Origin of the sequence: Micromonospora sp. NPDC049081, from assembly GCF_040648835.1 — a bacterium.
GTDB classification, from domain to species: domain Bacteria; phylum Actinomycetota; class Actinomycetes; order Mycobacteriales; family Micromonosporaceae; genus Micromonospora; species Micromonospora antibiotica.
The window spans coordinates 111,320-133,605 of sequence record NZ_JBEZEK010000018.1 but is presented as its reverse complement, the minus strand read 5'-3'; the positions used below and the strand labels follow the sequence as shown (position 1 = coordinate 133,605).

General features: G+C 72.3%; 18 protein-coding genes. 17 read left to right on the top strand and 1 reads right to left on the bottom strand.

The features are described from left to right. Window positions 1-108: 108 nt before the first annotated feature. Window positions 109-1,395, bottom strand: a complete 1,287-nt coding sequence (locus AB0B63_RS23690; protein ID WP_208570053.1) for a cation:proton antiporter — start codon at window positions 1,393-1,395, stop codon at window positions 109-111. Window positions 1,396-2,000: 605 nt separating this feature from the next. Here AB0B63_RS23690 and AB0B63_RS23685 point away from each other — a divergent pair. The 17 genes from AB0B63_RS23685 to AB0B63_RS23605 all read left to right on the top strand — a co-directional run bounded on the left by AB0B63_RS23685 (window position 2,001) and on the right by AB0B63_RS23605 (window position 22,283). After that, the gene (locus tag AB0B63_RS23685; RefSeq protein WP_208570052.1) at window positions 2,001-2,627 is read left to right on the top strand and encodes an NAD(P)H-dependent oxidoreductase; all 627 of its coding nucleotides are present in this window, start codon (window positions 2,001-2,003) and stop codon (window positions 2,625-2,627) included. 50 nt (window positions 2,628-2,677) lie between these two features. Further along, on the top strand, window positions 2,678-3,523 hold the full coding sequence (locus AB0B63_RS23680) for an SDR family NAD(P)-dependent oxidoreductase (protein ID WP_208570051.1): 846 nt from the start codon (window positions 2,678-2,680) through the stop codon (window positions 3,521-3,523). A gap of 43 nt (window positions 3,524-3,566) precedes the next feature. Beyond that, window positions 3,567-4,646, top strand: coding sequence for a hypothetical protein (locus tag AB0B63_RS23675; protein ID WP_357022256.1), 1,080 nt, complete (start codon window positions 3,567-3,569; stop codon window positions 4,644-4,646). Further along, complete coding sequence (locus tag AB0B63_RS23670; RefSeq protein WP_357022253.1) at window positions 4,647-6,017, top strand: aldehyde dehydrogenase family protein; 1,371 nt, start codon at window positions 4,647-4,649, stop codon at window positions 6,015-6,017. After that, the gene (locus AB0B63_RS23665; protein ID WP_357022250.1) at window positions 6,004-6,846 is read left to right on the top strand and encodes a hypothetical protein; all 843 of its coding nucleotides are present in this window, start codon (window positions 6,004-6,006) and stop codon (window positions 6,844-6,846) included. The genes AB0B63_RS23670 and AB0B63_RS23665 overlap by 14 nt, the downstream gene beginning before the upstream one ends. Before the next feature lie 105 nt (window positions 6,847-6,951). Beyond that, window positions 6,952-8,490 (top strand): PLP-dependent aminotransferase family protein, encoded by a 1,539-nt coding sequence (locus AB0B63_RS23660; protein ID WP_357022247.1) that lies wholly within the window; start codon window positions 6,952-6,954, stop codon window positions 8,488-8,490. A gap of 181 nt (window positions 8,491-8,671) precedes the next feature. Next, window positions 8,672-9,886: a 3-deoxy-7-phosphoheptulonate synthase gene (locus AB0B63_RS23655; protein WP_357022244.1), complete on the top strand. Its 1,215-nt coding sequence runs from the start codon at window positions 8,672-8,674 to the stop codon at window positions 9,884-9,886. Between the two features lie 45 nt (window positions 9,887-9,931). Continuing rightward, window positions 9,932-12,013, top strand: coding sequence for an aminodeoxychorismate synthase component I (pabB, locus tag AB0B63_RS23650; protein WP_357022241.1), 2,082 nt, complete (start codon window positions 9,932-9,934; stop codon window positions 12,011-12,013). Next, entirely contained in the window at window positions 12,000-13,934 is a 1,935-nt protein-coding gene (locus AB0B63_RS23645; protein WP_357022239.1) for an FAD/NAD(P)-binding protein, read from the top strand. Before pabB ends, AB0B63_RS23645 begins: the two co-directional genes overlap by 14 nt. Continuing rightward, a complete protein-coding gene (locus AB0B63_RS23640) occupies window positions 13,931-15,361 on the top strand; it encodes a lyase family protein (protein WP_219463097.1) in 1,431 nt (476 codons plus the stop codon). Before AB0B63_RS23645 ends, AB0B63_RS23640 begins: the two co-directional genes overlap by 4 nt. Then, window positions 15,358-16,416: a nitronate monooxygenase gene (locus AB0B63_RS23635; protein WP_357022236.1), complete on the top strand. Its 1,059-nt coding sequence runs from the start codon at window positions 15,358-15,360 to the stop codon at window positions 16,414-16,416. Before AB0B63_RS23640 ends, AB0B63_RS23635 begins: the two co-directional genes overlap by 4 nt. A 93-nt stretch (window positions 16,417-16,509) precedes the next feature. Next, entirely contained in the window at window positions 16,510-16,734 is a 225-nt protein-coding gene (locus AB0B63_RS23630) for a tautomerase family protein (protein WP_088647261.1), read from the top strand. A gap of 32 nt (window positions 16,735-16,766) precedes the next feature. Beyond that, window positions 16,767-17,729: a cysteine synthase A gene (gene cysK / locus AB0B63_RS23625; protein WP_208570042.1), complete on the top strand. Its 963-nt coding sequence runs from the start codon at window positions 16,767-16,769 to the stop codon at window positions 17,727-17,729. Window positions 17,730-17,757: 28 nt separating this feature from the next. After that, window positions 17,758-19,047, top strand: coding sequence for an ATP-grasp domain-containing protein (locus AB0B63_RS23620; protein WP_208570041.1), 1,290 nt, complete (start codon window positions 17,758-17,760; stop codon window positions 19,045-19,047). 1 nt (window position 19,048) lies between these two features. After that, a complete protein-coding gene (locus AB0B63_RS23615) occupies window positions 19,049-20,311 on the top strand; it encodes an ATP-grasp domain-containing protein (RefSeq protein WP_357022231.1) in 1,263 nt (420 codons plus the stop codon). Beyond that, a complete protein-coding gene (locus AB0B63_RS23610; protein WP_357022228.1) occupies window positions 20,308-21,612 on the top strand; it encodes an MFS transporter in 1,305 nt (434 codons plus the stop codon). The genes AB0B63_RS23615 and AB0B63_RS23610 overlap by 4 nt, the downstream gene beginning before the upstream one ends. Continuing rightward, the gene (locus AB0B63_RS23605) at window positions 21,612-22,283 is read left to right on the top strand and encodes a DNA methyltransferase (RefSeq protein WP_208570038.1); all 672 of its coding nucleotides are present in this window, start codon (window positions 21,612-21,614) and stop codon (window positions 22,281-22,283) included. Before AB0B63_RS23610 ends, AB0B63_RS23605 begins: the two co-directional genes overlap by 1 nt. The last annotated feature ends 3 nt before the right edge of the window (window positions 22,284-22,286 follow it).

Below are 22,286 nucleotides of genomic sequence, written 5' to 3'. Positions count from 1 at the left end.
GTGGCGACCCCCGGCTGGAGGACATCTCCCACCCGCAACGGATCCACGACTTCCCCAGCGCGCCCCATGACCCGTCGCACCCACCCGGACCGGCCCTGCGGCCGAGGGTCAGCGGATCGCCGGTACGGGTTCGGCGGCCATCGCGGGTACCTCGTCGGGCGCGGGTGCGCGGGTCGCCAGCAGCGGGCCGGCCATCGCGGTGGTCACCAGTGCCATGACGACCATCATGGTGAACAGTTGTCCGTCGAGGACGCCGAGGGAGACGCCGATGTTGAGCACGATCAGTTCGGTCAGCCCCCGGGTGTTCATCAGGACGCCCAGTCGTCGTGCCTGCGGCCAGGGCAGGCCGAAGGCACGCGCGGGGAGGGCGGCGCCGGCCATCTTGCCGACGCAGGCGACCAGGATGATCGCGGCGAGTTCGAGCAGGTTGGTCAGGGTCAGTGCGGCGATGTCGACGCTCAGCCCGGTGACGATGAAGAAGACCGGCAGCAGCACCAGGCCGATGTTCTCGAACGGCACCCGGATGTGTCTGGTCAGCGGCTCCGCGGGGTGCCGGGGCATGACGAATCCGAATGCGAAGGCCCCGAAGATGGCGTGGATGCCGATCCAGGTGGTGGCGTAGGAGGACAGGAAGACCCCGGCGGCGGTGATGGCCGCGAGTTGGTAGGTGTTCGGTCCGATGCGGCGGATCAGGGCGGCCAGGCCGGGGCGGACCGCGAGGGCCATGACCGCGACGTAGCCGGCGGACATGATGACCACCTGGACGAGGTCGGTGGCGTCGCGGGCGGTGGCGACCGCGGCGACCACGGCGAGGATGCACCAGGCCAGCACGTCGTCGATGGCGGCGCTGGCCAGTGCCAGCACGCCGACCTGGGTGCGGGACAGGCCGCGGTCGCGCAGGATGCGGGCCAGGACGGGGAACGCGGTGATGGCCATGGCGGCGCCGAGGAAGAGGGCGAACGCGAGGAACGGCACGTGCTTGCCGGCGATCGTCGCGTGCCGGGGATAGATGAGGTTGGCCAGGCCGACGCCGAGGGTGAAGGCCAGGGCGATGGAGCACACCGACACCGACACGGTGAGGCTCTTGCGTCGGGAGACGATGCGCCGGTCGAACTCCCACCCGATGAGGAACATGAACAGCAGGAGGCCGACCTGCGAGATGGCCGACAGGTAGGGCCGGGCGGCGGCGGGGAAGAGCAGGGTGGTCAGGTCGCCGGGGAGCAGACCGAGCAGGCTGGGGCCCAGCGCGATGCCGGCGACGATCTCGCCGATCACCACGGGCTGCCGCAGCCGGCGGGCGATCCCGCCGAACAGGTGGGCTACCAGGAGGACGAGGGCGATGTCGGCCATCACGATTGCAGCGGTGAGTTCGGCCGGCGTGGCTACGGACTTCATGAGATCTCCGGATCTGGGCGGGAGAAGGCTGGTCCGGGGTCGGCGCCGGTGTGTTCACGGCGGCGCGGATCACCGACCGTAGCAGCGGATTTCCCGGCCGGACACGGCCATGTCCGGCGGGTTGGGGGTGCCATTTGCCGATTGATCGTGGTGGGGGTAGCGGCTGGTGGGAAACGCGATCGCCCCCCAGGTGTGTGCCGGTTAGTCGCCGCCGGGCGTCCCGTCGCCGGAAGAATGCGGCGAGTCGACCGGGTAACTGGCAGGTCGGCTTACCGACACCGCTTCGTTAACCTGAAATCGTGCATTCCAGAAGAGCTGTTCGGTGATTGTCGTCTATGGCCCGATTTTCGGGGCCAATGCTCGCTACCCTGAGTCACCTTAACGTCACGCGCCGAAATGAGTGCTGGGCAGGGGGTCGTCCAGTGGCACCCTCTCGGATCAAAGAATGGCTCTGGCTGCCCTGCTAACGCTGGGTTAGCCTTCCTGACGTTCCGTTCTTCCCTCGACACAGAGAGTGGAGTCATGGCGCGTTTGTCAGCCCTCGGCAGTCATTGCGACCGACCCGGGGCGGCGCTGTCCGGTGCCGAGCCGCGGAGGTCGGGGCGGTGACCAGACTTCTGCATGTCAGCGCCTCACCGACCGGCCCGGCCAGCCGTTCGACGGCCGTCGCCCAGGCGTTTGTCGACGCATTCCGCGAGCGTTACCCCCGGGCGGAGCTCGACGTGCTCGACCTTTCCTCGATCACGTTGCCCCCGGTGGGTGCCGTCGCGGTGGCCGCGAAGAAGAACGCCATCTCCGGTGCCGCCGGATCCGGCGACGAGGCGGCGTTGTGGCAACAGACCCGCGACCTCGTCCGACGCTTTACCGACGCTGACCACTATCTGTTTTCCGTGCCGATGTGGAACTTCGGAATCCCGTACCTGCTCAAGCACTTCATTGATGTCGTCACCCAGCCGGGACTGACGTTCCGCCTCGACCCGCGCCACGGCTACCAGGGTCTGCTCACCGGCCGTCGGGCGTGTGTCGTCTACACCAGTGGCGTCTACACCCCCGGGTGTCCACCGGAGTTCGGCGTCGACTTCCAGTCCTCGTACCTCAACTACTGGCTCCAGGTCATCGGCGTCGACCCCGTGACCGAGATCGCGCTGCGCCCGACCGACTTCAGCCGGTCCCTGGCCGCCGATCTCGAACAGGCCCGGGACGACGCGCGCAAGGCCGCCCACACCATCTGACCGCACCCCGGCCGACGACGTGTCGGCCCGTACCACAGGAGGGAAGCAGCATGTCCGTCTGGTTCGTCACCGGCGCCTCCCGGGGCTTCGGCCTGGAGATCGTCCGCCAGCTGCTGGAGCAGGGCGAGCAGGTCGTCGCCACGGCACGCAACACCAGCAGCCTGGCCGACCTGCCCTACCCCGACCGGCTGCTCGTGGTCCCGCTCGACGTCACCGACCAGTCCCAGGCCGACCGGGCCGTGCTCGCCGCGGTGGAGAGTTTCGGCGGCATCGACGTGCTGGTCAACAATGCCGGCCGGGGCCTGCTCGGGGCCGTGGAGGAAGCCACCGACGCCGAGGTCCGGGCGGTGTTCGACGCCAACGTCTTCGGCCTGCTCAATGTCACCCGCAGCGTGCTGCCCGTGCTGCGCCGTCAGCGCCGGGGCCGGATCGTCAACATCAGCTCAGTGCTCGGCTTCAGCGCGAAGATGGGCTGGGGCGTCTACGCCGCGACGAAGTTCGCGGTGGAGGGGCTCAGCGAGGCGCTGCGGGTGGAGCTGGAACCGGTCGGGGTCCAGGTGTGCCTGGTCGAGCCCGGCCTGTTCCGCACCGACTTCCTCGACCCCTCGTCGCTGCGCTTCGCCGGCCGGGAGTTCCCGGAGTACGCCGAGACCGCCGGGCGGATCCGCAGCTGGTCGGTCGGGCACAACCACGCGCAGGCCGGGGACCCGCAGCGGGCGGCGGCGGCCATCATCGACCTCGGCCGCAACCCGCACCCGCCGTTCCGGCTCCCGCTGGGCGTGGACTCCGTGCAGCGGATCGGCGAGAAGCTGGCCGAGGTGACGCAGGAACTGGAGGCCACCCGCGAGATCGGGCTGTCGATGTCCTACCCGGAGCCGGCCGCCGCCGCGCGCTGAGGCGGTGCCGGGCGATTCCCCAGACGATCGGCGAGGAGCGAAGATGGACACGATGACCACGGCGCTGGCGCAGGACCGCGCCGAGACCTTCGACGAACGGGTCCGACGGCTGCTGCACTGGCACTTCGACCCGCAGACCGGGTCGGCGTTCTGGCTGCGTCAACGCGGACTGCTCGACTTCGATCCGCTGCGCGACATCGACGGCGCGGCCGACCTGGTGCGGTTTCCGGACCTCACCGAACAGTTGCGGCACGTGCCGGTCGGTGATCTGATCCCCCGCGGCCTGACCGGCACCGGCTTCCGGGTGTACGAGTCGGGCGGCACCAGCGGGGCGCCCAAGCGCATCGTCGACCGGGACTACCGGCGTCGGCTGCTGTCCTGGGCGATGCAACGGCTGCGGGCGCACCACATCGCCGATCCGGCGCACTGGCTGCACCTGGGCCCGAGCGGGCCGCACGTGTTCGCCTACGACTGCGCCCGCTACGCCGCCCTCGGCAACGGCATGTTCCACACCGTCGACTTCGACCCGCGCTGGGTCAAGAAGCTGGTGGCTGCGGGCGAGACCGACATGGTCAAGCGGTACGTGCGGCACCTGCTGGACCAGGCCGCCGAGGTGCTGCGGTCGCAACCGGTCAAGGTGCTCAGCACCACGCCCCCGCTGATCGAGGCGATCTGCGCGGACCCGGAGCTGCACGCCGCCGTCGAGCGGAGTGTCGAGACGATCATCTGGGCCGGCACCTCGTTCAGCCCGGAGAGCCTGCGCCAGGTCGAGGAGGTCTTCTTCCCCGACACCACGATCGTGGGGATCTACGGCAACACCCTGATGGGGGTGGCGCCGCAACGGCCCCGGCGTCCCGACGACCGGCACCTGTGCGTGTTCGAGCCGTACGCCGAGGCGGTGTGGATCGACGTGGTCGACGAGCACGGCGCGGTGGTGGACTACGGTCAGCGGGGCCGGGTCCGGCTGAGTCTGGTCAGCGATGAGATGTTCCTGCCCAACGTCATCGAGCGGGACACCGCCGTGCGGGTGGAGCCGGCCGGTGACGCCACGGTCGACGGCCTGGCCGAGGTCGGCACCGTGGCCGAGGTCGGCGACGTCCGGGTCATCGAGGGGGTGTACTGAGTGGCCGGCATCGTGGTGGAGCCGATCGTCTGCGGTCGGCCGGTGCGCAGCCTCGACCGGGCCCCGCTCGCCGACGTCCGGGGCGACCTGCTGGGCGAGGTGGGCATGGTGCCGAGACTGATGGCCGTCGGGGCGGTGACCCGGGCCCGGCGGACGGCCGACGGCACCCCGGTCGGGCACGACCTGCTGCTGCGGGCCGCCGAGCTGTTCGCCACGGCCGACCTAGACGGGGAGACCCCAGAGGAGTACGAGCGGCGGGTCGCGCTCGCCGCCGGCCTGCCCCGGGTCACCGTCCGGCACGCCGTGGCCGACATCGTGCGCAGCCTCACCCACCTGCCCGCCACCACCCGGGCGGAGCTGCCGGCGTCCCGGTTGGGCGACGGTTACGAGACGGCCTGGGTGCCCGCCGGGCGGCTCTTCGCGGCCGTGATGGCCAGCAACCACCCGGCGCCCAACGACTCGTGGCTGCACGCGCTGGCGCTGGGCTACAGCGTGCTGGTGCGCCCCGGCACCCGGGAACCCTTCACCGCCCGGCGGTTGACCCTGGCCCTGCTCGCCGCCGGCCTGGCGGAACACCGGATCTCCTTCCTGCCGGGCGAGCGGGCGGTGGGGGAGTACCTCCTCGAAGCCGCCGACCGGGGCATCGTCTACGGCGGCGGCGACGCCGTCCGGCGGTGGGCCGACAGCGCGACGGTCACCACCCGGGGGCCCGGCCGCAGCCGGGTGCTGCTGGACCGGCCGGTGACCGCCGAGGTGCTCGACCATCTCACCGTCAGCGCGGCCTACGACGGGGGGACCCGGTGCAACAACATCTCCCTGATGTTGACCACCGGTGATCCCCGGCAGGTCGCCGACGCCCTCGCCGCCCGTTTCGACGCGCTGGCCAGCCCGGAGGTGACGGCGTCCGACGCCACCCTGCCCGTGGTCGACGCCACCCGCGCCGAGGGCCTGCGCCGGCAGCTCGCCGGGCTCACGACCGGGGCGACCGTGCACACGGCGGCGGGTGCCGACCCGCTGGTGCGACTGCCGGACGGGTCGCACCGGCCGCTGCCCACCGTGCTGTCCACGGACGACCCGCGGCATCCGGCGGTGGGTGTCGAGCTGCCGTTCCCGTTCGTCGTGGTGGCCCCGTGGCGGCGCGCGGACGGCGTCGCCGCCCTGGGTGACGCGCTGGTGCTCAACCTGGTGACCGACGACGTCGACCTGCGGGCCGCGGCGGTGGCCGACCCGAGTGTCCGCAAGGTGACGTGCGGGCTGACCCTGCCCTGGGACAGCACGCCCGGCATCCCGCACGAGGGCAACCTGTCGCTGTTCCTGTTGCAGTCCAAGGGCGTCGTGTCGACCGGAACGAGGGATCATGCGCTGGCTTGAGGAACTGCTCTCCGACGGGTGGTGGGCGACCGGTCAGGCGGTACGGTTCCAGCTGCCCAACCAGACCGAGTCGTCGCTCACCTACGGTGACCTGCTGCGCCAGTCGGCGACGCTGGCCGGGCGGATCGGTGAGTCCGGCGACGGCACGCAGACCCGGCTGGCCATCCTGACGATGGGCAGCGCGGAGGGGCTCGTCGCCCTGATCGCCGGGCTGATCGTCGGCGCGGTGGTCATCTCCACCCCGATCCAGACGACGACCCCGTGGTCGGCGGACCTGTTGGGTGATCCGGACGTGGTGCTGACCGATGCGACGGGTGCGGCGGTGTTGCAGTGCCACGAGCGGTTGACCGGCGCCCGGCCACGCTACCGGGTGCTCACCGTCGACCTGACCGAGCCGGCCAAGGCCAGTGCCCGGCCGGACATCTGCACCGACCAGGACGACGTCTGCAAGATCGCCTACCTGGATCCGGAGCGGTCCACCCTGGTGGTGGCGCTGACCGGGTTCGCCCTGGACTCCGCCGTCCGGCAGCCGGACCGTCGGCCGTCGACCGGGGCGGGTGGGCTCGGCAGTCTCACCGGTCAACTCGCCAGCTACCGCCGGCTGGCGGCGGGGGGCGTCGTCGATCTCACCACCCCCCGTCCGGCCGGGCGGTCCCTCCTGGACGTGGCGATGCCGGTGACCCTGCCCACCCGCACGGAGGGCCGACTCGCCGACACGAGCACCGTCTTTCCGTACATCGTGGACAGCGCGGCCCATTTGGACAGACTGGTGTCAGGAATCGTCCTGCCGGCGGGGTCCGCCGCGCTCTCGCCAGTAGCTAAGTTGTAGGTATGGTAATTTCCGTTTCTTGAGCCGGTCCGGTCGGGAGATGGATCGTCAGCGCGGGCCGGAACGTGCCATGCCGCCCCGCCCGATCGGGCAAGGGACAAATGCATGCCACGTGAGTCGCCCGCGCTGCCGGGAAGCGGTTTCCTCATCGACCGTCATTCATCGGCACCGCTTTACCAACAGTTGTACGAACAGTTGCGGTGGAGCATCGAGGCGGGACAACTCACCCCGGGCACCCGGCTGCCGGCCACCCGTACCCTGGCCAAGGAGTTGGGCGTCTCGCGCAACACCGTGCTCGTGGCGTACGACCGGTTGCTCGCCGAGGGCTACCTCGACGGCCGGGTGGGCTCCGGCACCCGGGTGGCCACCCGGCAGAGCGTCCGGGAGATGGAGGCCAAGCTCCCCCGGCCGACCGCCCGGACGCCACTGCGCATCACCCGGGCCGCCCGCCGGATGGCCGAGGCATCGGCCTACTTCACCCCGGCGCACGACCAGCTGCGCTACCCGGACCGGCCGTTCACCCTCGGCATGCCCGCCCTGGACCTCTTCCCGTCGAAGGTCTGGGGCCAGATCATGTTCAGCAAGTCGCATCAGCTGACCAGTGCCCTCTACACCCACCGCGACCCGGCCGGCTACTGGCCGCTGCGCAAGGGCATCGCGGCCATGCTCGGGCTCATGCGCGGCGTCCGGTGCACCCCGGAACAGGTGATCATCCAGCCGAGCGCCCAGATCGCCGTGCACGTCATGGCCGTGACCCTGCTCGAACCGGGGGAGAAGGCCCTGGTCGAGGACCCGGGCCTGCAGGCCATCCGGGGTGCCCTGCACTCCGCCGGCGTCGAGACCTGCCCGGTGCCGGTCGACGCCGAGGGCATGTGCATCGGGGTGGGCCAGGCCCGCCACCCGGACGCCCGGATGGCGGTGGTGACCCCCAACAACCAGTTCCCCCTGTCGGTCCGGATGTCCGCGGCCCGCCGGGCCGAGGTGTTGGCGTGGGCCAGTGACAACGACGGCTGGATCATCGAGGACGACTACGACGGTGAGTTCTGGGCGGAGAATCCCGGTCCACCGCTGCACCAGGCCGACGAGCGTGGACGGGTCATCTACGTCGGGACCTTCAGCAAGGTTCTGTTTCCCGGCCTGTGCCTGGCCTATCTGGTGGTGCCACCGGATCTCGTCGACATCGTCACCGAGGTGCAACGGGCGACCGTCAACTCGCTCAACATCCTCACCCAGTCCGCGCTCGCCGAGTTCATCGAGGCGAATCATCTCGCCCGGCACGTCAGGCGGATGCGTGACGTCTATCGGGAACGCGGCGACATCCTCGTCGGCGCGCTGCGCGGCAGGCTCGGCGGGTTCGTCACGATCGACAACCCGCCGCGGGGCACCCACCTGGTCGCCAGCCTGCCGGATACCGCCGACGAGCAACGCCTGGCCCGGCTCGGCCGGGAGGCACGCCTGCGGGTCTATCCGCTGTCGTCGTTCGGCGACGAGCTGGAAGGGATCGGCCGGGGGCTGGTCCTCGGTTACGCGGCCACGCCACCCGAGAAGATCCTGGCCGGCGTCAACCGCCTGACGACAGTTGTCGAGCAATTCACCGGCCGTGCCCATCCGGGTAGTCGTACCGCATTGAGGAAGAGCGTATAAGTCGTTTCGTCGGTGCCAAAGGGCCATGTAGCCAAATAGTCAGGTGCCAATCCCAGTGGTACTAGCGAGATGGCAAACATGGCCCTGTGCCAATCGTCTTCCCCGCCGATACGGTCCGTACCGGATCGCGGCACCCTCTTCGGTGACCGGGCCGCCCCGAAGAATACAGGGGGAGACTTCCATGGCATCACCACAGCTTCTCGTACGGCGCCCCGAGGCGCCCACCACCGACAGTTGGAGCCCCGCCGGCTGGCGCACGCTGCCCATCACGCAGCAGCCGACCTGGCCGGACCGGGACGAACTCGACGCTGTCGCCGACTACCTGTCCGGCCTGCCCGCGCTGACCGGCGTCGAGGAGATCAGGCGGCTGCGCGAGGAACTGGCCCTCGCCAGCGCCGGGAAGGCGTTCGTGCTCCAGGCCGGCGACTGTGCCGAGCCACTCGGCATGGCCGCCACCGCCTCGGCACGGGCCAAACACCGGGCCATCACGTCGCTCGGCGAGCGCCTGGCCCGTGAGCTGCACCGCCCGACCATCGGTCTGGGACGGCTCGGCGGCCAGTTCGCCAAGCCCCGCTCCGAGCCGTTCGAAGCGGTCGACGGGCAGCTGCTGCCCGTGTTCCGCGGGCTGATGGTCAACGAACCGGAGGGCACCGCGCTGGCCCGCCAGCCCGACCCGTACCGGCTGCTGTCCTGCTACTACACCGCCCGGCAGGTGGTGGCGGAGCTGGCGCGGGCCGGCGGCGGCGTATGGACCAGCCACGAGGTGCTCATCCTCGAGTACGAGCAGGCGCTGACCCGCCTCGACGAGGTCACCGGCGAGTGGTTCCTGCGCTCGACGCACCTGCCCTGGGTGGGTGACCGCACCCGTGGGGTGGACGATGCGCACCTGAACTTCCTGGCCGGGTTGGGCAACCCGGTCGCGGTCAAGGTCGGCCCCAGCGCCACCGTCGACGACGTGCTGCGGATCTGCGCGTTGCTCGACCCGCACCGCCGGCCCGGCCGGCTCACCCTGATCAGCCGGATGGGTCAGCAGCGGATCGCCGATCACCTGCCGCCCCTGGTGCGGGCGGTGGTCGACGCCGGCCACCCGGTCGCCTGGATGAGCGACGCCATGCACGGCAACACCGTCCGCGGCGCCGGTGGGGTGAAGACCCGCCACCTGGACGCCATCGTGGGCGAGCTGACCACCTTCGTCGAGGTGCTGCGCGGTCACGGCCTGGAGCCGGCGGGCCTGCACCTGGAGATCGCCGCGGACGACGTCACCGAGTGCGTGGGCGCGAGCGTGACCGACGAGAGCCAGCTCGGCCGCAACTACCGGTCGCTGTGCGACCCGCGGCTCAACAACGAGCAGGCCGACGCGGTCGTCGACGCGCTCGTCGCCGCGATGCACCGCTGAACACCCGTCCCCGACAACTTCGTGACCCGAGCGGAGGAGGCATCAGTGCGCACCCTGCTGGTCGACAACTACGACTCCTACACCTACAACCTGTTCCAGCTCATCGCCGTCGTCAACGGCGTCGAGCCCACCGTGATCCGCCACGACGATCCGGCCGTGGCCACCCTGGACCTGCGTCGTTTCGACAACGTGGTGATCTCGCCCGGCCCCGGTCGACCCGACCGGGAGAAGGACTTCGGCTTCTCCGCCCAGGTCATCGCGGACTCCCCGGTGCCGGTGCTCGGGGTCTGCCTCGGCCACCAGGGCATCGCCTCCGGCCACGGCGCGGCCGTCCACTCCGCGCCCGTGCCGCGGCACGGCCACCTGGCGTCGATCACCCACGACGGGGACGGCCTGTTCGCCGGCATCCCGCAGCAGTTCACCGCCGTGCGGTACCACTCGCTGTGCGTGTCGGACCTGCCCCCGGAGCTGGTGGCGACCGCCTGGGCCGAGGACGGCGTGATCATGGGCCTGCGGCACGTCAGCCGGCCCATGTGGGGGCTCCAGTTCCACCCCGAGTCGATCTGCACCGAGTACGGGCAGACCCTGCTCGGCAACTTCCGTGACCTGACCCGGGCCCACCAGGCCCGGGAGAGCATCCAGGTGGCCGCCCCGCCGCCCATCGCCGCGCCGACGCACCGGCTGCACGTGCGTACCCTCGGCTGGGAGACCGACGCCGAGCAGGCGTTCACCCGGCTGTTCCGGGACGCCACCCACGCCTTCTGGCTGGACAGCGCCCGGGTCGAGGAGGGGCTGTCCCGCTTCTCCTACCTCGGTGACGCCTCCGGGCCGCTGTCCGAGGTGGTCCGCTACGACGTCGGCACCGACGCGGTCGAGGTCACCACGGCGGCCGGCGCCCCGACCCGGGTGCCCGGCACCATCCTGTCCTACCTCCAGCAGCGGCTGGCCGGCATCCACCTCGACTCGTCGGCCCTGCCCACCGACCTGACCTGCGGCTACGTCGGCTACTTCGGTTACGAGCTGAAGGGTGACCTCGGCGCTGCCGGGCCGCACCGCGCCGACACCCCGGACGCGTACTGGATCTTCGCCGACCGGTTCGTCGCGGTCGACCACCGGGACCGGCAGACCTACCTGGTGGCCCTCTCCGACGGCAGCGAGGGCAGCGACGACGCGGCGCAGGACTGGGTCGAGACCGTCGCCGAGCAGCTCACCGCGATCCCCGAGGCGGGACCGGTCACCCCGCTCACCCCGCCGCCGGTCGACACCACCTCGCTGGTCGCGTCGCTGGAGCGGGACCGGGAGCAGTACCTGGCCGACATCGCCGCCTGCAAGCGGGAACTGGTCGCCGGGGAGAGCTACGAGATCTGCCTGACCAACGGGCTGCGCCTGCCGCGTCCCCGCGACGGGTTCGCCTTCTACCGGGCCATGCGCCGCTACAACCCCGCGCCCTACTCGGCCTACCTGAGGCTGGGTGACATCGAGGTGGCCTGCTCCTCCCCGGAACGTTTCCTGCGGCTGACCGCCGACCGGGTGGTCGAGACCAAGCCGATCAAGGGGACCGCGCCCCGGGACCCGGACCCGACGGTCGACGCGGCGCTGCGCGACGAGCTGACCACCAGCGACAAGACCCGCGCCGAGAACCTGATGATCGTCGACCTGCTCCGCAACGACCTCGGCCGGGTGTGCGAGGTCGGCAGCGTCACCGTCCCCAAGCTGATGCAGACCGAGTCGTACGCGAGCGTGCACCAGCTGGTCTCGACCATCCGGGGCCGCCTGCGGGCCGAGGCCACCGCCGTCGACTGCGTCGAGGCGTGCTTCCCCGGCGGCTCGATGACCGGGGCGCCCAAGCTGCGGACGCTGGAGATCATCGACGGGCTGGAGACCACCGCCCGGGGCATCTACTCCGGCTCGCTGGGCTTCCTCAGCTGCAACGGCACGGCCGACCTCAACATCGTGATCCGCACCGCGGTGCTGTCCGGCGACGGGATGCGGGTCGGTGCGGGCGGGGCCATCATCCTCGACTCCGATCCGGAGGGGGAGTTCGACGAGATGCTGCTGAAGGCCGCCGCCCCGTTGCGCGCGCTGCTCAGCGGCGGCTACCAGGAGGACGTCGATGTCTACCAGTGATCCGCTGTCGGTGTGCGTCGTCGGCATGGGGCCGCGTGGCCTGTGCGTGCTGGAGCGCCTGGTCACCAACGCCGCGGCCGACCCCGACCGCCCGGTACGCATCGACGTCGTCGACCCGTACCCGCCGGGGGCGGGCCGGGTGTGGCGGGCCGACCAGTCCGACCGGCTGCTGATGAACACCGTGGCCTCCCAGGTGACCGTGTTCACCGACCCGACCGTGGAGCTGGCCGGCCAGCTGCGGGAGGGCCCCAGCCTCTACGAGTGGGCCCGCTTCCAGGTGCTGATGGGTGACCTCGCCCAGTTCCCGTCCGACGTCGCCGACGAACTGCGCGGGGTGGGACCCGACACCTACTCCACCCGCCGGTTGTTCGGCCACTACCTCAGCTGGGTCTACCACCGGGTGGTCGCCACGGCACCGGCGAACGTCAGCGTCCACGCCCACGCCACGGTCGCCGTCGCGGTGTGGGACGAGTCCGACGGCCGGCAGTGCGTGCAGTTGCAGACCGGCGACCGGCTCCCCGGCCTGGACGCGGTGGTGCTGGCGCAGGGCCACTTCCCGGTCACCCCGACGGTGCAGGAGCAGAAGCTGGCCGAGTACGCCGTCGAGCGGGGACTCACCTACATCCTGCCGGCCAACCCGGCCGACGTGGACCTGTCGATGGTGCGGCCCGGCGAACCCACCCTCCTGCGTGGGCTGGGACTCTGCTTCTTCGACTACCTGGCCCTGCTCACCGAGGGCCGCGCCGGCCGCTACGTCCGGGGCGACGACGGCCAGTTGACCTACCTGCCGTCCGGGTTGGAACCGCAGTTGCTGGCCGGGTCCCGGCGGGGCATCCCGTACCGGGCGCGGGGGCGCAACGAGAAGGGCGCGCACGGGCGGCACGAACCGCGGGTGCTCACCGTGGAGCTGGTGGAGCGGCTGCGTACCGCCCCGGACGCGACGCCGTTGGACTTCATGACCGACCTGTGGCCGCTGATCGCCAAGGAGGTGGAGACGGTCTTCTACGTGGCCGTGCTGCGCCGCCGCGGCTGCCGGGGCAAGGCCCGACGGTTCGAGGCCGAATACCTCGCCGTGCCCCGGGGCGACGGGCAGGAGGAGCAGATCCGCGAGCGTTACGGGATCACCGAACGGTGGGACTGGGACGCGGTGCTGGACCCGGCCCGCGACGAGACCTTCGCCGACCCGGCGGCGTTGCAGGAATGGATGCTGCGTTACCTGCAGGAGGACGCCGACACGGCACAGGAGGGCAACGTCAGCGGCCCGCTGAAGGCCGCCATGGACGTCCTGCGCGACCTGCGTAACGAGGTACGCCTCGCCGTCGACCACGGTGGCCTGCGGGGCAGCTCGCACCGGCACCACCTGGACGACTGGTACACCCCGATGAACGCCTTCCTCAGCATCGGACCGCCGGCCCACCGGGTCGAGCAGTTGGCCGCGCTCATCCGCGCCGGGGTGTTGCGGGTCGTCGGGGCCGGGATGCGGGTGTCACCCTGCCCCGAGCAGGGCGGGTTCCTCGTCGAGTCCCCCCGCACGCCGGGGACCCGGGACGTGGTGACCGCGATGATCGAGGCGCGGCTGCCGGAGGTCGACCTGCGTCGTACCGCCGATCCGTTGCTGGGGTGGATGCTCGCGCACCGCTCCTGCACCCCGCACGTGGTGTCCGACCAGGAGGCGCAGCCGCACGTCACCGGTGGGCTGGCCGTCACCGGCCGGCCGTTCCACCCGGTGACGGCGGCCGGCGAACGACACGCCCGCCGGTTCGTCTTCGGGGTGCCCACCGAGGGCGCACACTGGGCGACCGCGGCGGGGGCACGGCCGGGCGTCAACTCGGTGATGCTCGGCGACGCGGACGCGATCAGCCTGTCGGTGCTCGCCCTCACCGTGCGGGCGACCACCACGACGGGAGCGGTGACGACATGACCGAAGGCTTCGACCACGGGTTGCTCAGTCCCAGCAGCGCCGACCGGGCCATCGAGCACGCCGTGCGGGACCGGGCGGTGCTCCAGGCGATGCTCGACGCCGAGGCCGCGTTGGTGCGGGCCCAGGCCCGGCTGGGGGTGGTGCCGACGGAACACGCGGACACCATCACCGCCGTCGCCGACGCGCGGCGGATCGACTTGGACACCGTCGCCCGTCGGGCGACCGAGACGGCGAACCCGGTGGTCGCGGTGGTCGCCGCGCTCACCGACCTGGTCACTGCGCTGGACCCGGCCGCCGCGGAGTACGTGCACCGCGGCTCCACCAGCCAGGACATCCTGGACACCGCCCTGATCCTGGTGGCGGAACGGGCGCTGCGGGTCGTCGACGCGGACCTGGCGGCCACCGCCGATGCCCTGGCCGGCCTCGCGGACCGGCACCGGGGCACCGCGATGGCGGGCCGGACCCTGACCCAGCACGCCGTGCCGACCACGTTCGGCCTGAAGGCGGCGACCTGGCTCTCCGGTGTCCTCGACGCCCGGCAGGCGATCCACGCCCTGCTGGCCGAGGGGTTGCCGGTGCAGCTCGGCGGGGCCGCCGGCACCCTCGGCGGTTACCTGGAGTTCGCCCGGCTGGCCGGGGACACCGACGACGCCTACGCCGAGAAACTGATCCACGCCTTCGCCGCGGAACTGTCCCTGGCCGAGCCGCACGCACCCTGGCACACCGTGCGGACGCCCCTGCACGCCGTCGTGGGCGCGTTGGGTCTCACCACCGGCGTGCTCGGTGCGATGGCGGCGGACGTGCAGGTCATGACGCGTACCGAGATCGGGGAAGTGGCGGAGCCGACCCGCCCGGGGCGCGGGGTGTCCTCCGCGATGCCGCACAAGCGCAACCCGGTGCTGGCGACCCGGATCCGGGCGGCGGCGGCACAGTTGCCGCAGCTCGCCGCCACCGTCGCGCACTGCCTCGTCGCCGAGGACGAACGCCCCGGTGGCGCCTGGCACGCGGAGTGGCAACCGTTGCGGGAGGCGTTGCGGCTGACCGGGGGTGCCGCCGACGCGGCGGCCGAACTGGCCGCCGGGCTGACGGTGTTCCCCGACCGGATGCGCGCCAACCTCGACCTCGCCGGGGAGTTCATGGCCTCGGAACGGTTGGCCGTCCGGCTGGCCCCGCTGCTGGGCCGGGTCGAGGCGAAGGAGTTGCTGACCGCGCTGACCGGCCGGGCCATCGAGACCGGGCAGCCGTTGCGTGACCTGGTCACGGCCGATCCCCGGGTCACCGCGGTCCTGGATCCGGGTGAGGTCGCCACCCTGCTCGACCCGGCCCGCTACGTCGGCGCCGCCGACCTGCTGGTGGACCGGGCCCTGCACCGGCACCGCACGTTCGGGATGCGGGCGGCGGCACCGGCCGAGGGTCGGCGGCCGTGAGCCGGCCGGGTCCGCTGGCGCGTCCGGTGGTCGGTGCGCCGATGGCGGGAGGCGTCAGCACGCCCGCCCTCGTCGCGGCGGTCAGTGACGCCGGGGGCCTCGGTTTCCTGGCCGCCGGCTACCAGCGCCCGGCGGACCTGGCCGCCGACATCGACCGGGTCCGTCGGGCCACCGCCGGCCCGTTCGGCGTCAACGTGTTCGTGCCGGAGTCCCGGCCGGTGGACCTGGCCGCCGTCGTCCGCTACCGGCAGGCGCTGCTGCCGCTGGCCGCCCGCCGGGGGGTGACCCTGCCCGACCCGCCCGGGCGGGACACCGACCACTTCGCGGAGAAGATCGAGGTGCTGCTCGCCGCGCGGGCACCGGTGGTCAGCTTCACCTTCGGCTGCCCGCCCCGGGCGGTCGTGGACCGGCTGCACGCCACCGGGTCGCAGGTGGTGGTCACCGTCACCGACGTGGCGGAGGCGCAGTCGGCCGTCGCGGTGGGCGCCGACGCCCTCTGCGTGCAGGGCGCCGGGGCCGGCGGTCACCGGGCGAGCTTCACCCCCGACGTCCGCACCGACCCGCAGCCGGGCACGGCCGAGCTGGTCAGGGCGGTACGACGGGTCGTCGCGGTGCCGCTGATCGCCGCCGGGGGCATCACCGGACCGGCGGAGGTCGACGCGGTGGTCGCGGCCGGCGCGTCGGCGGTGCAGGTCGGCACCGCGCTGCTGCTGACCCCGCAGGCCGGCACCCACCCGGTGCACCGGGCCGCGCTCACCGATCCCGGGCGACCCGGCACGGTCGTCACCCGGGCGTTCTCCGGCCGCCCGGCCCGGGGCCTGCGCAACCGGTTCGTCGACGCCTTCGACGCGTCGGCACCGGCCGGGTACCCGCAGGTGCACCACCTGACCAGGCCGCTGCGGGCAGCGGCGGCGGCACGCGGTGACGTCGAGGAGATGGCGCTCTGGGCCGGGGTGGGTTACCGCCTGGCCCGGCCGGAACCCGCCGGACAGGTCGTCACCCGCCTCGCCACCGCGGTGGCCGCCGCGACCCCGCTGCGCCCCGCATCCCACTGACAACTGCACCCCACTGACATCCGCAAACCCCACTGACATCCGCACCCACCGACGTCCGTACCCCACCGACGTCCGCGATCCCAGGAGGATCCGATGCCGCACATCAACATCAAGTTCTTTCCGGTCGACCTGCACCGGGACACCGAGCAGCAACTGGTCGACGAGTTGACCGAGGCGGTCACCACCGCGTTCGGGTGCAGCCCGAACGTGGTGTCCATCGCCCTGGAGCCGGTGGAGGAGCAGCGCTGGCAGGCGCAGGTCTACCAACCGGAGATCGTCGAACGGCAGCACCTGCTGCGCAAGGTGCCGAACTACTGACGCCCCGGCCCCTGGAGGAGGTGGAGACCGCCATGGCGCAGCCGAACCGTACCCTCGCACCGAGACCGCTACCCAGCATCGCCGACGGCATCGACGACCTCGTCGGCAACACACCGCTGCTGCGGTTGCCCGTCGCGCACGGGGCACCCGGCGTCGAAGTGCTGGCCAAGCTGGAGTGCGCCAACCCGGCCGCGAGCGTCAAGGACCGCGCGGCGCTCTACATGCTCCGCGCGGCGGAGGCCGACGGCCGGCTGCGCCCCGGCGGTGTCGTGGTGGAGGCGACGTCGGGCAACACCGGCATCGCGTTGGCCGCCCTGTGCGCGGCGCGCGGGCACCACTGCATCATCGTATTGCCGGACAACGCCACCCCGGAGCGGATCGGCCTGCTGCGGCGCTTCGGTGCCGACGTGGTGCTGACCCCGCGCGAGGCGCGCTACCAGGGGGCCGTGGACAAGGCCGAGGAGATCTGCGCGATGACGCCGGGCGCGTGGTTCGTCCGGCAGCACGACAACGACGACAACCCCCGGGCCCACCGGGAGACCACCGGCCCGGAGATCTGGGCCGACACCGGCGGCCGGGTCGACGTCCTGGTCTGCGGGGTCGGCACCGGCGGCACGCTCAGCGGCACCGCCGGGTATCTCAAGGAGCGCAACCCCGCGCTGCGGGCGGTCGCGGTCGAGCCGGCGGGCTCGCCGCTGTTGTCCGGGGGTACGCCGGGCACCCACGCCATTCCCGGTTTCAACGGTGGGTTCGTCGCCCCCACCACCGATCTGAGCCTGATCGACGAGGTGGTGACCGTCACCGACGACGAGGCGGCCGAGACGAGCAGCTGGCTGGCCCGGCGGGTGGGGGTGCTCGCCGGGGTGTCCTCGGGGGCGGCGACGCACGTCGCGCTGCGGGTGGCCCGGCGACGCGACAGCGTCGACAAACGGATCGTGGTCATCCTCCCCGACACCGGGGAGCGCTACCTGAGCATGTGGTCGGAGCGTCCGTGAGACGCCCGAGGATTGGAGAGGAACTCCCGTGAGGACACTGCTTCTCGTCGGTGGCGTCGACGACACCCTCGTCGCGGCGAAGGAACTCGGTCTGCGGGTGCTCCTGCTCCAGCACCCCACCAAGATCACCGATCGGCAGCGGCGGCTGGCCGACGTCGCCGAGGTGCTCGACTACACCGACTGGACCCTGACCGCGCCGGTGGTGACCCGGCTGCACCAGCAGTGGCGCATCGACCAGGTGGTCTCGCTGACCGAGCCGGGCCTGGACATCGCGGCCCGCGCCCGTGACCTGCTCGGCCTGGACGGCACCACCTACCCGGTGTCCCGCCGGTTCCGCGACAAGCTGGCCATGCGCCGCCACCTGGTCCGCCGCGACGCCGACGCGGTCGCGGCGACACCGCTGCACGACTTCGACGACCTGGGCGCCTTCGGCGCACGCCACGGATACCCGTTCGTGGTGAAACCGACCGCCGCCACCGCAAGCATCGGGGTGTTCCGGGTCGACGACCCGTCCGGGCACGAGGCCGTGTGGGAGCAGGTGTGCCGGCTGCGGGGGACCCGCACCGACCGGGTGTCGACCCTGCTGGTGCTCGACGACTTCCTGATGGAGGAGTACGTCCACGGTCGGGAGTTCAGCGTCGAGACGTTCAGCTTCGCCGGCCGGCACGTGGTCGTCACCGTCACCGAGAAGATGACCGACCCGGCTCACTTCGCCGAACTCGGCCACGCCGTGCCGGCCCGGCTCACCGAGGACGCCTGGGACCGGGTCGGCGAGTGCGTCGGCACGTTCCTCGACCACCTGGGGTTCACCGACGGGCCCTGCCACACCGAGGTCCGCCTCAGTGGCACCCGGGCCCGCATCATCGAGGGCCACCACCGCTACGGCGGGGACGCGATCCCGGAGCTGGTGCGGGCGGTCTACGGCATCGACCTGGACCGGCTCGCCGTCGGGTGGCCGTTCCGCCTGGTCGATGCGTTGCCGGACAGCCCCGCACCCCGGGGTGGCGGCTGCGTACGGGCCATCGTCGGTCCACCCGGCCGGGTGCTCTCCGTCGAGGGGGTCGAGGAGGCGCTGCGCCAACCCGACGTCCTGGCGGTACGGATCAGCGCCCGCCCCGGCGACGAGGTACGTCCCCTGCGGGACAACTGGGACCGGCTCGGGCTGGTCGCCGTCACCGGGCCCACCGCGACCGCCGCCGCCGCCCGGGGTGCCCAGGTCATCGACGAGTTCATCCGGATCCGGATCGTCGACGACCGGGGCGGGGAACACCTAGCCCGGGTCGCCGAGGTGGCTCAGGTGTCCGGGGCGGTGGCCTGACATGAGCGTGCTGATCCTGCACCGCAATCCGTTGGAGCCGTTCCCGTACCGGGACTGGCTCGCCGACCACGACCAGCCGGTGGTGGTGCTCGCCGCCCGCGACAAGATCGAGTCCTTCGGTGAGCAGGTCCCCACCGACACCCTGGGCCTGGCCCACCTCGAGGTGCTCGACCACTACGACCGGGACGTGGCGGACCGGGCCACCGCGCTGGCCGAGCGCTACCGGCCCCGGCACGTCGTCGCCCTGCACGAGGCGGACCTGGAACTCGCCGCCGACCTGCGGGTGCGCTGGGGGTTGCCCGGTCCCCGACCGGCGGACATCCGGCCGTTCCGCGACAAGCTGCTGATGAAGCAGCAGGCGGCGGCGGCCGGCATCGAGGTGGCCCCGTACGCCCTGGCGGCCACGGCGGCGCAGGTGTCGGACTTCGCCGCCGAGCACGGGTACCCGGTCGTGTTGAAGCACCGGGCCGGCTACAACTCCATCGGGTTGCGTATCGTCCGGTCACCCGGGCAGCTGCGGACCCACCTGGACGAGCTGTACCGGGGCGGCAGCCGCGACGACATCATCGTCGAGCGGTTCGTGCCCGGGAGGATGTGCCACGTCGACGGGTTCGTCCGGGCCGGTCGGACCGCCGTGGCCTGGCCCTCGCAGTACCAGTACGACCTCGCCTCGTTCGGCAGCGACCCGGGCCCGCGCGTCGACGTGACGCTCGACCCGGACGACCCGCTCACCGGGCGGCTGCTCGATCTGGTCGACCGGGTGCTGGCCGCCCTCACCCGCCGCCCCGGTGGGCTCACCGACCACGCCTTCCACGCCGAGGTGTTCCACACCCCCGACGACCGGTTGGTGCTCTGCGAGATCGCCTGCCGCAGCGGCGGGGCGAAGATCCGCGAGGTGTTCGAGGTGATGTTCGGCGTCAACCTGGCGGAGGCGGAGCTGCGTACCCACCTCGGGTTGCCCGTCCCCGCCGTCGACCGGCTCGCTGGCGGCGCCCGGCCGCGTCCGCGCAGCATGTCCGGTCAGGTGCTGATGATGAAGCGTCCCGGGCTGGTCCGCACGGTGCCCACCCCGCCGACGGAGCCCTGGGTGCGCCGGTTCTGGTGCTGGGCGCGACCCGGGCAGGTGATCCCACCGGCCGCCGGGTCGGCCGACTTCCTGACCGCCGCCATCGCCGTCGCCCCGACCCGGGTCGAGTGTGAGGCGCGGCTGCGCCGGCTCGGCGACCGGGTCGCCGCGCAGATCCAGATCGGGGAGCCGTCGTGACGACCCGGGGTGTCCAGGCCCGGTACATGGCCGCGATGGTGATCGACGCCACCGGCAGCGGCATGTACCTGCCGCTGTCGCTGATCTACTTCCAGCACAGCACCGGCCTGTCCGTGGGGCGGGTCGGCGCGATCGTCAGCGCGGCGGCGGTGCTCGGCCTGATCGCCAATCCGCTGACCGGGGTGCTCGTCGACCGGTTCGGCGCGCGGGCCGTCGTGGTGGGCGGTTACCTGCTGCGGGCCGCCGCCTTCGCCTGTTACCCACTGGTCGACTCGGCGGTGCCGCTGTTCCTGGCCGTGCTGGTGGTGGCGTTCGGCGACGTGTCGTTCTCCCCGTCGGTGCATTCGCTGGTCGCCGAGATCGCCACGGGTAGCGCCCGGGACAAACTCATCGCCGCGCAACGCAGCCTGCGCAACGCCGGCCTCGGCGCGGGTGGCCTGCTCGCGGGGGCCGCCCTCACCGTCCGGGCCGACCGGGCGTTCACCGTGATCGTGCTGACCGCCGCGGTGGCCTTCACCGTCGCGGCCGGGCTGATCCGCGCGATCCCCGTCCAGGGCGGTCGACCCGATGCCACCGCCCCGGCCGCGGCGGCCCGCCGGGGTTACCGGCTGGTGGCCCGTAACCGGCCGTTCCTCGCCCTCACCCTGCTCAACGTGCCGACCGCGTTCGGTTACATGGTGTTGTCGGTGAGCCTGCCCGTCTACGTGACCCTGCACCTGGGGCAGCCGGCCTCGCTCGTCGGCGCGCTCTACGCGGTGAACACCATCGGCATCGCGGTGGCGCAGATCCCCGTCACCCGGGCGCTGACCCGGTTCCGCCGGTCCCGGGCCGTGGCGGCCGGCGCCGGCATCTTCGGGTTGTCGTTCGTGTCGTTCGCGGTGCTCGGGGCGACGGCCGGAGGTGCGGTCCTGCTGGCGGGCGTCTTCGCCGCGACCGGGCTGTTCACCGTCGGGGAACTCCTGCACGGGGCGACCGCGTCGGCGTTGGTGGTCAACGCCGCCCCCGCGCAGACCCGGGGTCGGCACCTGGCCGTCTACCAGCTGTCCTGGGCGGTGCCGGGCGCGTTGGCGCCGGCGGTGCTGACCGGTTTGCTGTCGCTGTCGCCGACCGGCATGTGGCTGGTGCTGGCGGTGGGTGTGGTGGTCGCCGCCGTCGGCGTGTTGCGCCTCGAACCCCACCTGCCGCCGGAGGCGCTCCGACCGCAGCCGGCACCGGCGCAGGAGGCCCCACCGCCCACCGAAACCGACCCCGGGGACGGCCGTGCTGCCGCGGGGCTCGTACGAGTCAGGGAGAAGAACTGATGGGAGTTGCCAGCTGGGTGGTGCTCACCGGCGACGATCCCCGGCACGCGCCACCGCAGGCCGCCGGGCAGTGCGGCTGGGTGAGTCAGATCGCGCCGCTGATCACCGAGTTCACCCACCCCGGGGACCTGGTGTTCGACCCGTTCGCCGGGTGGGGGACGAGCCTGGTGGCGGCCTCGGTCACCGGTCGGCGGGGCATCGGCCTGGAGATATCCCCGGACCGGGCCGCGCAGGCGTCGCGCCGGTTGGGGGCGTACCCGCAGCAGGTGATGATCTGCGGTGACGCCCGCCGGCCCCCGGTGCCCGACCGCAGCGTCGACTTCGTCGTCACCGACCTGCCCTACTTCGGCACCGCGCTCGACACCGACTCCCCGGTCGACGGTCAGTTCTATGCGCTGCGCGACTACTCCGCCTACCTGACCGCCCTCGACCACGCCTTCCACGCGTTGGCCCGGGTCCTCAAGCGGGGCGCGTACGCGGTGGTCGCGGTGCAGAACCGGCGGGTCGCCGACCGGTTCGTGCCGTTGGCGTGGGACGTCGGCCGGGTGCTCGGGGGGCACCTCACCCTCGGCGACGAACGCATCCACCTGTATCCGCGCCCGGTCACCGGGGGAGACCCGCTGGTCAACAACCGGGCCCACGAATATCTGCTCGTCGCGCAGAAGCGGTAGTCG